Source organism: Streptosporangium sp. NPDC006013, assembly GCF_040614275.1.
GTDB lineage: Bacteria > Actinomycetota > Actinomycetes > Streptosporangiales > Streptosporangiaceae > Streptosporangium.
The window spans coordinates 18,985-29,731 of sequence record NZ_JBEXUE010000072.1 but is presented as its reverse complement, the minus strand read 5'-3'; the positions used below and the strand labels follow the sequence as shown (position 1 = coordinate 29,731).

The following is a 10,747-nucleotide window of genomic DNA, read 5'->3' as shown; positions in this document are numbered from 1 at the left end:
CCTTGCCGAACGGGGTGCGGGGGAAGGCGTCGACCAGCTCGACACGATCGGGCCACTTGTATCCCGCCACGCCGCGTTCCTTCAGCCGAAGCGGTCGTTGGTCCAGCCGAAGCGCTTGCTGAAGCCGTAGGAGCCGAGCGGCATCAGCGGCTCGCCGTTCTCCGACAGCACCGCGTACAGGCGCTCGATCTCCGCCTCCGACTCGCACTGCACGTACAGCGAGACCGACGGGGTGAAGGTGAACGCGTGCGACACGTTGCTGTCGATGGCCATGTACTCCTGTCCCGCCAGCGTGAACGTGGCGTGCTGCACGCTGCCCTCCGCGCCGGGCCCCTCGGGGCCGTAGCGGGCAATGGCCAGGATCTCCGCGTCGTCGAACAGCGACATGTAGAACGTCATCGCTTCTTCTGCCGCGCCCTCGAACATCAAGAAGGTAGTGATTTTTTGTGACATCGGTGGACTCCTAGCGAGGTGCGTTAAAGGTGATGATGTTCCTGGCGATGGGAACGGCCTGCTCGTCAGCGGCCCCGACTGCGGATCGGATCACCAGGAACGTCGGCGTGCGCACGCGAAGACTATTTCAGTTTCACCTTATATAAGTCAAACTCGATATACCGGCGGGATCGCCACCCAGAGGAGGGCAGCTGACGAGACGTCGGCGAGGAAACCGGATCCGCCTTCCACCTGGCCGCCTCCGGGCCGGCGAGCACTACGGGCGAGGTTCATCTGTTTCCCGCCCCGCACCCTGGAGCACCCACAGCGCGTCACTCCGACGATCCGGGCTGCTGGAGTCTGCGGTAGCGCTACGGCCACCGGCCCCGACCGTTTCACGGCCCCTTTGGGGTGCTTCGCATCGGCGCCGGCCGCTCCGCTCACCGAGGGCGCTACCTCTGCGGCCAACCACGCGCGGAACGTTCACGGTCATGCTTCAGAGCCAGGCGTACGGCGAAGTAGATGACCAGGAACTGGATGAGAGCGCCAAGCAGCATGAAGAGCACGCTTACGCCCGTGGCGCCGAAATTCATGATCTCTCCCTCATCGCCGTGTGATCAGCCTGCCCGCCCTGGCCCACGCTGTCCACCGTCGATCCCACGACAGGCGCTGTCTTCAAGCCGGTGATGCGGCGCCGAAGCCGGCACCACCCTCATGATCTCCGTACGGGGTCGGGGCGATCGACGAGCCATGCTTCGTTCCCCAGTACGGCTCACCGGGTAGCAGGTACCGCGCCGACGCATCCCAGGCGTGCCCGCCAGGAGGGTCACCACGGGGAGTCACGGGCAAGGTGAAACCGCCCCCGACCTGGAACGCAGCAGCCCGAGGGGCGAGTGCCGAGATCTTCAAAGGATTCAGTCGTCACTGGATGTCGAAGCCGGAGAAAGTTCACGCCGAAGAGGCCGTCCGGTGATTCCGAGGTCTCGCCTCGCAGATTCCATACAGCCTCATTCGGCACCGCATACCATTTCCCCATGATTGAGGCGATCTTGAGCATTCCTATGGCTTTTGCGCTCGGCTCCATAGGATTCGCGGCACGATCAGCCCCGGACGGTCGCCACACCCGCGTACAGCCGCTCCACCTGGTCTGTGGATCGATTCTGTCGATGATCGGCATTATGGTGATGGCGCTCACCGCATGGTCCACACACGAAGACCAGCACTATGACGACTTCGGATCGGCATTGACGACCCTGGCGGCCCTGATGGGCGGGGCACTGTTTCTCTTCGGTTTGGGCCCGCTCACCTCATGGCTTCTGGGAATCCTCGGGCGACGCGCCGTACACCTGCCTCTGCCGATGCGCCTGGCGGCCCATGACGTGGCCGACAATCGGTCTAGAACGGCTCCCGCGGTCGCGGCAGCGATGGTCGCGACGGCCCTCGCAATCGCGGTAATGATCATCGCTGTCGCCACAACAGCACAGAACAGGGCGGAATACTATCCACAGGTCCGGTCCGGCGCCCTCCTGGTGCAGTGGTTCTCAGCGGAAGAAGCGGCTGCCGTACGTGCGGCCATCCAACAGGAGTTACCCGGAGTGCCCATTACGCAGGTCGATCGCCAGCGCGAGAACGGGCATTTCGGCCTAGACATCGAGAACGTAGAGTTTCCGGACCTGGAGAGCGTTGCTCCGGCCGGCATCATCGGCGACCACGCGCTGCTCCGTTATCTCACTGGAGACCCGTCGACGCCCTACGACGAGAACACAGCAGTAGTGGTCACGGCCGACGACGTGGAAGTCGACAAGGTGACGATCCACTACGACTTCGACCTCGCCAGGAATGACGAGTCACTGTTGACCAAGAGCATTCCTGCAATCGTCGTCAAGCCCGCCGACCCTCACATGGAGGAGCTCTTCCTCCCAGCGAAGATCATGCGAGATCTCGGCTATCGCTTGGAGCCCGAGAAAATGATCATCGACCCCTCCATTCATCGAACCTCCATGATCGAACAGGAGCGGCTCGACCGTCGGCTGGGTGACACCGCAACCACATACATCGAGCGAGGGTTCCAGGCTTCGACCGGCTGGTGGGTCTTCGTTGTGGCAGCGGTTGTCGTCGCCCTCGGCAGCGCATTGGCCGCGACCGGCCAGGGCGGCGACTCCCGATCGAGACGTGTGCTTCTACGGGTCGGCGGCGACTCGACCACGCCTCTGCGATCACTTGCCGCCTGCCGTGCGGGACTCAGCGCGGCCTGCGGTACGGCGATGGGCGCAGCCGCCGGGTGCACGATCGGCCTGCTCCTCGTATGGCCGATGACGGCCTCGGTCGAATGGGATCCGATGCCACGGGTGGCCTTCGATACCCCGTGGTCGCTGATCACCGCTCTGGTCGTCGGTCTGCCCGTTCTCGCGGCGGTTATCGCCGGTCTTGCCTCACCCGGTATGACCGCCCGGGTAGTGCCGGCGGACGAGACTCGGGTGTCGCGGTAGAGCATTGCGCACCTACCGCACCAACAATCACCTCCACTCGGCCGACGACCGCTTCTGCGTACCCGTCGGGGCGGGGGACAGCAGGAAACCATGGGGACTCATAGGCAAGGCGAAACCACCCCTGATCTGAAGATCGGCAGGTTAGGGAGGTGCGCGCTGAGATCCTCCAAGGTGGCCGCCAAGAGGCCTGGCCGTATAGCCACGAGTACGGCCGAAGGGACGAACGACGGCGAAACTCAGCGAGTGTCCACGGACATCGCGCCCAGCTGACCGCCGTCGATCTCGGCCTGCCTGACCCGGCTGCGCAGTGACTCCGACCCGATGCCCAGCTGCCGGGTAACGCGAGTGATGACGCCGAACGACTCCCCGGCCTGCTCAGCGGCCTCCTGCACCATCCGAACCGCCCGCTCTTCCAACTCCGGGGGATATCTCCTTGCCATGCCGACCTCTCCTGAAGGGGGTGGAGGCATGTAAGTCAACCAAAGCGACTCCACGAAAGCCGGGGTACATCAAAGCCTCCAGCAATCCCGGCGCGGTTCAGTTCGCACAGGTCTCTTAGCCGTGTCCGTTTGCGCCAGGTGGACGCTTACCGCTCAGGAATCAAGTACGGCGGCGATGGCTTCGATCTCAACGAGCTGGTCGTCGTAACCAAGCACGGTGACTCCCATCAAGGTGCTCGGTACGTCATGCTCACCGAACGAGTCCCGGACTACCTTCCAGGCAGCCACCAAATCCTCTTGCCGGGTGGATGCGACGAGAACCCTTGTGCTGATGACGTCCTGCAAGGATGCGCCAGAGGCAGTGAGAGCCGCCTGCATGTTCTCGATGGCTTTCGCTGCTTGGCCCGCGTAGTCCCCAATCGCTGCCGTCGAGCCGTCCTCGTTCAGGGGACACGCTCCGGCGAGGAAGATGAGTCGTGACCCGGCAGGCGCCGTGGCTGCGTAAGCGTACTGGGCGACGTCGGACAGAGAAGCGGAGCGGATCAAAGTGATGGCGCTAGGCATGGTCATTCAGTTCCTTTCATATCGAATGCAAAGCGACCATCCTGACATAGGCATTCTGACTGCCGCCTCCTATTTTCGCAGGCCAAGCCGCCCGTGCCTCGCGGCCGGCTCATGGTCACGCCGCCGCCCAGATGCGGCACGACGATCGCCACAGGGCGGCCGGCCACCGTTCGTGGTCGGGGGCGATCAGAAGTCCAGGGCTTCGTTCCTGATGACGGTGTGGGCGCGTTCCAGGTCCGGTCGGGGCAGCGGACGCCTTCTTCGTTCCAGGATCTTTGAGTCCTTCTTGCTGAGACCGGCGCTGTTGCCAAACGACCGGACGGAACGTGCTCGCACTGGTAGATCGTGGTCTGAGCCCGCCTGTGCAGGCCCGTCAGCTCTCATCAGGCTCCCTCATCGAGTACACGACGCTTTATTCGAAGATCCAGGCAGCACGAGTGTCGACCAGGCCGAATCCACCGAAATCGGAATACACCGATGTGTGCCCTCTGCAGGGAGGCCACACATCGCGCATTTATCCATCCAGGGAAAATGAATACCGCAACTCGTCGAACGACTCCACGAGGTAATCTGCGCGGAACGCAGTCAATTTACTCTGAAAGACCAAGACGGCCTTCCGTGCGAGCCGGCCGGATGGCCCCCTTTCGGGGAGATCGCGGCGCGGCTGCCCAAGGGCTCCTGCTTCGAGGCGACCCTGAATTGGGCAATCTTCTGGAGCACCTCTCCTGGGCATGAGGCCGGGGCCACGCTGGAGCTATGGGACGGCCCACCCCCACGGTTCCGGCGTTCTCACATTTTGAGATCGAGGATGCTGAGTGGGTTGGCGTAGTCGCTGTGTGACCAGCGTTGGCCTGCGGCAATGTTGGGGAAGCCCGCCAGGTGGAGGGCGCCGATGGCGAAGCTGCGCAGTGCGGCCATGACGGCGGGTCCGGTGCCGGTGCGGATGGTACCGGCGTCCTCGCCGTAGGAGACGTCACGCACGTAGTGACTGGTTTCGATGGACCAGTGTGGCAAGTTGGGCTGCGGTGACCTGGTCGGCGGTCAGACCGGTGATGCCGAGTGCGGCGATCGCCGAGGTGAGTTTCCCCTCCAGGTCATAGACCTCACGGAGGAAGGCGCGGCGGTTGGCACAAGCCTGTTCCCGGTCAGCGCCTACGGAAGCGAGCCGTTTCGATACGCATGAATTGACGGGCGAGGAAACCCGGCGGGGCGATAACCCCAGGTATTTCTCAGTAAAATATCCCCGCGAATTTCAGAGCACAGCAAAACCTAGCATTCCACGGTTTCGGGAGATTGACGCCGGGGATGGGGATATCGCGAAGGTGGGACATAACTGAGGAAATAGTTTAACTATGCACCTATCTCCGGCGAAGGCGAATATGAGTGGCAACGTCGCACATCCAGCGGCTTCACGTTGCTTCGGTCAGTTCAGGGTAAAAACGCTCTGGATCGGGTTTCGGCACGTCGGCGCAGTCGAGTCCCAGCCACGGCCGGCGCTGGCGGACGTGCCGGAGCGGCCTGTCACCTTTCCTCCCTTGATCAGGAGGAAGATCATGTACCCGGCGCAGAAGACCAACCTGGACCACCAGTCGGCCGCCGACCTCGCCTGGCATCCCGCCGGCCCCGCTAAACAGGCGGGCATCCAGGCCGGCGCCCAGGCGCCCGCGACATCCTCGCCTTGCGCGCGCACGACGGCGCGGACGCCGCCCCGCCCTACACCACCACCGGCAAACCCGGCGACTACCGGCCTCAAGGCACCGGAGTTCACCCGCTGGGGCAACGTCCCCCCATTCCTGCTCCATACCGGCCACCAGTTCCGTGGGTGACCCGGCGTGCTATCTCACAGTGTCGATGCCGATTCGCGCTGATTGGATCGGCACTCCAGCCATCGAGAGGGACATGAGTATGAGTCACGGTATTCATCCCCGCATACCGCGCCTACCGGCCCTGATCGGCGCACTTGCTCTGATCGGCGTACTTGGTCTGGTCACCGCTTGCGGCGACCCGCCGCACCGCGGCCCGGCGTCCGCCGGGATCACCCCGGGCGTCGGCCAGAGCCTGCCCGGCATGCCCGGCGGCACCGGCCCGGCATCTGCCATCCCGGTGATCCCCAACACGGCCACAGCCGCACCCACAGGCAGCGCGCCGGCCACGCCGGTGGGCCCGAACTCCGTGACGATCAAGAATTTCGCCTTCCATCCCGCTGCGCTGACCGTCAAGGCAGGCACTACGGTGACCTGGATCAACCAGGACCCTGAACCGCACACCGTGACGAGCCAGGGCCAGGGTCCGCTCCGCTCCGCCGCGCTGGCGTCCGGTGCCCGCTACCCCTACAAGTTCACCAAGCCGGGCACCTACAAGTACCTGTGCAGCATCCACCCGTTCATGACCGCCACTGTGACGGTGACCCGGTGACCGGCCCTATCGATCCGCGTGGAGCCGAGCCGACGCCGGAACACGGGATGTCTCGCCGCCAACTGCTGCGCCACGCCGGCTGGTTCGGCTCCGCCGTGGTCCTGACGGTGGCCGACGGCCAAGTGATCAGCAGCATCGCAGGCAGCCAGGACAGCGCCGCCGTACAGGCCGCCGCCAACTCTGGCGCGCTGCGGTTCGTGCAGATTTCCGACAGCCACATCGGCTTCACCGGCGCCGCCAACACCGACGTGAACCGAACGTTCACCGAAGCGCTCAATCAGGTCAACAGCCTGGGCTTCCAGCCCGACTTCGTCATGCACAGCGGCGACCTCACCCACCTGTCCACCCCGGGCCAGTTCGACCAGGTCAAGCAGATGTTGACCGGCCTGCGTACCGGTCGCGTCTTCACGGTGCCCGGGGAACACGACTCGATCGGCGACGCCGGACATGCGTACCGGCAGCGATTCGGCGCAAACACCCTCGGCGACGGCTGGTACAGCTTCGACACCCATGGCGTCCACTTCATCGCTCTGGTCAACACCCTGCACATGGAGCAACTCGGGCACCTTGGCACCGACCAGATCGACTTCGTCCGCAAAGACGTCACTGGTCTATCGGCTGACACTCCCATCGTGGTGTTCAGCCATATCCCGCTGTTCGCCATGTACCCGGCCTGGGGCTGGGGCACCGATGACGCCATCAAGGTCCTAGGCCTGCTACGCCGCTTCTCCTCTGTGACCTGCCTGAACGGCCACGTGCACCAGCTGTTCACCAAGACCGAAGGCAACGTCACCTTTCACAGCGCCACCACCACCGCCTACCCGCTGCCCAAACCGGGCATCGGGCCGGGACCCCTCCCACAGGTGGTACCGGCCGGCCGCCTCAAGGACGCACTGGGCATCCGCACTGTCACCTACCGTAAGGACGCAGGCGGCCTGGCCGTCACCGACCACAAGCTGGCATGAAGGCGTCCGCGGCCCTCGCCACCCGCCTGAGCACGGCCGCCGCCATCGCCGCCAGCGGCTACATCCACGCCGACCTCTACCTCAACGGCGGCTACCGGCACATCCACATCATCGGCACGGCGTTCCTGCTCCAGGCCGGCGGCGCTTTCGCCGTCACCCTACTGCTGCTCGTCAGCGACTCGGCCATCGTCAGGCTCGGCGCCGCCGCCGTGGCCCTGGGTACGCTGGGCGGCTTCACGCTCTCCCGCACCATCGGGATTTCGGAGGAGCGTTCGCCGCGAAGGTACTCCTCGTCCGCAGCCGGCGCCTACCCACCTGGGCGTTGCCACTCGCCGGCGGCACCCTGGTCACCCTCATCGCAATCCTGTGGTCCTCAGCGGCCCTCTGGCAGCTGACCCAGCCCTGGCAGTCCCCCACAGAGCGCGAGGTACTCGACCGTACATGGCAGGGTTTTCGGGGTTACACGACGTGGGAGGAGACGCCGGTGGACATGACGACACTGGTCCTGACCAGGCAGAGCCTGCATGGAGTGGCCGAACTCGTACTGGCCGGGCCGCAGTACCGCCAAAGCGGCACCATCAGGCTCCGGGCCGTCCCCGGCGGCTTCGCCACCACCAAGCCCCCCGACGTGGCCGTCAACGGAGACCTGCTGCTCACCAGCGGCCGACCGCTCGGGAAGCTGACCGGGGTGACCTACGCCGAACTCGCGGCTGCCGCCGGGATCGTAGCCGGCGCCCCCGAGGGCCTGTACTCCGAGGGCTCCGGGGTCACGGCCGACGACCGCGTACATGTCGATCCGCAGGCGGCAATGGTGATCGCCCGCGCCCTCGGCGACGGTGATGCGGCCCTGCGCAGGTTTGCTCCCGGCATGACGCCGGTGCTCTGGCCGGAGCATTTCGACATCGGCGTCACCCTGGACGAGGTCAACTACGGCGTCTCGCCGGGTGACAGGCACATACCCGAGCCGTACGCCTACGTCAGCCCCGGGCAACCGCGAACCGGCCAGTTCTGGAACATCTCCTTCGGCGCCGCCCGCCCACTCACCCAACTGCCGTACACCGAAGCCATCTACGAATTCTTCGACGAAGGCCGCCGACGCGCTCACGGCGAGGAGCCGTAACCCTCGGGCACCCTGCCGATCCGGCTCGGCGGCGTTCAACGTCAGCGCGGTAGCGAACCCCCTCTCGTTCCTCTGGACCTCCGAAGGGATGCCGCCGAGTGGGCGATCAGAGCGAGTAGTCGTCCGGGAACCGGTTGGCGCCGGCTCGACGAGGAAACCGCCCCCGTGGGGGTGGAAGAGTGGCGGATCCAGTTCCGGCCCGGGACAGGTTTGGATTCCGGCCTCACTCATGCTCCACGCAGGACGGCAACCTCGCCAAGTGTCCAGAGATACCGGTCGTACATCCTGCGCACGAGGGGAGATGCGACCTGAGCGGGAGTGAGGGTGAGCGCCTGAGCTCTTATCGAGCACCCCGCCGGGTATCCACACGAATTCGGTTCAAGGATGATCAGGTCCAGCCCATTTGTCTAATGCTTAGGCATCGCGATCCATCGCAGTACCACTCTGACGGCATCAAATCCCAACTGTCCGGATCGATCCTGCTGAGATCATCTCACTGGAGTGCGCTGCCTTAGGCTTGACGCATGCCAAGCTTTGAGGTTGTCACGCATGTCATGGCGCCACCGGAACGGGTCTTCGACATCTCGTTGGACGTGGATGTTCACGCGGCCTCAATGGCGGGATCCTCCGAGAAAGCAGTCGGAGGTGTGACCACTGGTGGCTTGAAGCTGGGCGATACCGTTACATGGTGGGCACGACACTTCGGCATCCGTTGGCGAATGACGTCTACGATCAGCGCTTACGATCGCCCTAGCTATTTCGTCGATGAGCAGGTGTCAGGACCTTTCAAACACTGGTACCACGCTCACTATTTTCAGCCTTACGACCATGGCGGTACGGTAATGAGCGAATTCATTGAATTCGCCGCACCTCTTGGTCCTCTCGGGAGGATCGCTGAAATGCTGGCTCTCCGTCACTACATGCCCAAGTTGATCCGGGTTCGGAATCAGTACATCAAGCAGGTTGCCGAAGCCACTCTCACGGCCGACTGAGGATCTCCCCGTTACTTGGGTGTAGAGGATCTGCCACGCGTGATGGGACCACCGACCCACGCTTTTCAAGCCCGCCCCATGCGCAGTAGCGGGGACATCCAGATGCGTGACCTTGCAGGCAGGTGATGACCCATCAGCTTTCTGGGAGCCGCTTTGGGAGCCACTCGAACGGACGATCACGAACTGAACCAGACGGGTCCGAACGTCTTGACGGTTGCCGCTGCAGATCGAGAACCTTTCCTGCATGGCAACAAAGGCATGGTTCAATTCCAAATCTCAGATAGAGCCTGGTGCAGGGCTTTTTCAAAGTGAGCGCAGGTTCCAGCTCTGGGGCTACACCGTTAGCCATGGTCAATTGCTGCTTCGCAGCACGGCCGGACCGGACAGGCAGGGTAGGAAGCACGAGACCACGATCGAAGTGCTGTTCAAACCGATCAACGCAGCGAAGATCCGCGATAGCTACGACGGTTTGGTGGTCAGGCGCGCGACCGACCAAGAAGCTGATCAAGTACGTGCCGCCACGCCCAGCATCGTCTTCTACGACGATGACCAGGTCTTCATGTTGGAGAGCGCAGGCGAGACCGACTACGTGGTCAGCTTGGCCATCGGCTGGCATGAGGATGTCCTCAGCTCGACCCGCCTGAGTTTTTTCGCAACCATCGACCCCTACGAGCCGAAATGGTCCGGCTCCCTGACTGGCGGTTACGACCCCGGGTTCACCGTTGCCTCCGCGCGAGAACTCATCGAAGCTCTCGCTGCCGATCCAGCCGCCGTGTCGCGTCCGACAATGGTGATCGCGAGTAGGGGTAGCAACCGCCCGGGGATGGCCCCTGAGGGGGTCGCGCCGATTCTGGTGGCGCCCATGGCCAGGTAGAACGGTTCCGCGTTCGGGTCCGCGTCGATGGTCAGGCGTGCGAAGCCGAGGTCCGCCGCAGCGGCGACGGCATGCTCGAACAGGCGGCGGCCGACGCCTTGGCCGATGGCGTCCGGTTCGACGAAGAGCATGCCCAAGGCCCCCTCCGGCGGGTTCCCTTCCAGAGTGGCGAAACCCAGGACGCGGCCGTTGTGTTCGGCCACCATGGTTCGCAGCTTCTCGACCTCCGAGGCCGAGATGGCCAGTTCGTCCCGGCAAGCCGCCATGAATGCCTCGTCGTAGCCCCAGTACGCCTTGGATCGAACCGCCAGCTCGCTCAGGAGGTCCGCCTCGACCACCTGCGCCGCTCTGATCAGCATGATCGCCTTTCGTCATCCCTGACATCCTCCTCCGTCCGCAGGCGGAGACTTCCAAAGGCAACTATCCCAGCGACCGGATCTCGGTCGGTGCGGCCAG

General features: G+C 64.2%; 13 protein-coding genes and 1 pseudogene. 9 read left to right on the top strand and 5 right to left on the bottom strand.

The genetic code is table 11. From position 1 onward, the window contains the following. Positions 1-81: 81 nt before the first annotated feature. Positions 82-399: a VOC family protein gene (locus ABZ260_RS14135; protein WP_355616720.1), complete on the bottom strand. Its 318-nt coding sequence runs from the start codon at positions 397-399 to the stop codon at positions 82-84. A gap of 524 nt (positions 400-923) precedes the next feature. Here ABZ260_RS14135 and ABZ260_RS14130 point away from each other — a divergent pair. Both ABZ260_RS14130 and ABZ260_RS14125 read left to right on the top strand, forming a co-directional pair. Beyond that, positions 924-1,049: a hypothetical protein gene (locus tag ABZ260_RS14130; RefSeq protein ID WP_355616718.1), complete on the top strand. Its 126-nt coding sequence runs from the start codon at positions 924-926 to the stop codon at positions 1,047-1,049. Between the two features lie 417 nt (positions 1,050-1,466). Continuing rightward, on the top strand, positions 1,467-2,921 hold the full coding sequence (locus ABZ260_RS14125) for a hypothetical protein (RefSeq protein ID WP_355616716.1): 1,455 nt from the start codon (positions 1,467-1,469) through the stop codon (positions 2,919-2,921). A 236-nt stretch (positions 2,922-3,157) separates the two neighbouring features. Here the strand turns inward: ABZ260_RS14125 and ABZ260_RS14120 are convergent, their stop codons facing one another. The 3 genes from ABZ260_RS14120 to ABZ260_RS14110 form a co-directional block, all read right to left on the bottom strand. Continuing rightward, a complete protein-coding gene (locus ABZ260_RS14120) occupies positions 3,158-3,361 on the bottom strand; it encodes a hypothetical protein (RefSeq protein WP_355616714.1) in 204 nt (67 codons plus the stop codon). Positions 3,362-3,514: 153 nt separating this feature from the next. After that, the gene (locus ABZ260_RS14115) at positions 3,515-3,925 is read right to left on the bottom strand and encodes a Rid family hydrolase (RefSeq protein ID WP_355616724.1); all 411 of its coding nucleotides are present in this window, start codon (positions 3,923-3,925) and stop codon (positions 3,515-3,517) included. 789 nt (positions 3,926-4,714) lie between these two features. Continuing rightward, positions 4,715-4,906 (bottom strand): hypothetical protein, encoded by a 192-nt coding sequence (locus ABZ260_RS14110; protein WP_355616712.1) that lies wholly within the window; start codon positions 4,904-4,906, stop codon positions 4,715-4,717. Positions 4,907-5,460: 554 nt separating this feature from the next. Here ABZ260_RS14110 and ABZ260_RS14105 point away from each other — a divergent pair. The 7 genes from ABZ260_RS14105 to ABZ260_RS14075 all read left to right on the top strand — a co-directional run bounded on the left by ABZ260_RS14105 (position 5,461) and on the right by ABZ260_RS14075 (position 10,291). Continuing rightward, entirely contained in the window at positions 5,461-5,751 is a 291-nt protein-coding gene (locus ABZ260_RS14105) for a hypothetical protein (protein WP_355616710.1), read from the top strand. A gap of 25 nt (positions 5,752-5,776) precedes the next feature. Further along, complete coding sequence (locus ABZ260_RS14100; protein WP_355616722.1) at positions 5,777-6,340, top strand: plastocyanin/azurin family copper-binding protein; 564 nt, start codon at positions 5,777-5,779, stop codon at positions 6,338-6,340. A gap of 95 nt (positions 6,341-6,435) precedes the next feature. Then, positions 6,436-7,305 (top strand): metallophosphoesterase, encoded by an 870-nt coding sequence (locus ABZ260_RS14095; RefSeq protein ID WP_355616708.1) that lies wholly within the window; start codon positions 6,436-6,438, stop codon positions 7,303-7,305. Then, positions 7,302-7,700 (top strand): hypothetical protein, encoded by a 399-nt coding sequence (locus tag ABZ260_RS14090; protein WP_355616706.1) that lies wholly within the window; start codon positions 7,302-7,304, stop codon positions 7,698-7,700. The genes ABZ260_RS14095 and ABZ260_RS14090 overlap by 4 nt, the downstream gene beginning before the upstream one ends. Then, on the top strand, positions 7,628-8,425 hold the full coding sequence (locus tag ABZ260_RS14085; RefSeq protein WP_355616704.1) for a hypothetical protein: 798 nt from the start codon (positions 7,628-7,630) through the stop codon (positions 8,423-8,425). Before ABZ260_RS14090 ends, ABZ260_RS14085 begins: the two co-directional genes overlap by 73 nt. A 524-nt stretch (positions 8,426-8,949) precedes the next feature. Beyond that, positions 8,950-9,417, top strand: a complete 468-nt coding sequence (locus tag ABZ260_RS14080; RefSeq protein ID WP_355616702.1) for an SRPBCC family protein — start codon at positions 8,950-8,952, stop codon at positions 9,415-9,417. 214 nt (positions 9,418-9,631) lie between these two features. Then, positions 9,632-10,291, top strand: coding sequence for a hypothetical protein (locus ABZ260_RS14075; RefSeq protein WP_355616726.1), 660 nt, complete (start codon positions 9,632-9,634; stop codon positions 10,289-10,291). 35 nt (positions 10,292-10,326) lie between these two features. Here the strand turns inward: ABZ260_RS14075 and ABZ260_RS14070 are convergent. Beyond that, a pseudogene (locus ABZ260_RS14070) lies at positions 10,327-10,497 on the bottom strand (GNAT family N-acetyltransferase); the annotation flags it as partial. Positions 10,498-10,747: the final 250 nt, after the last annotated feature.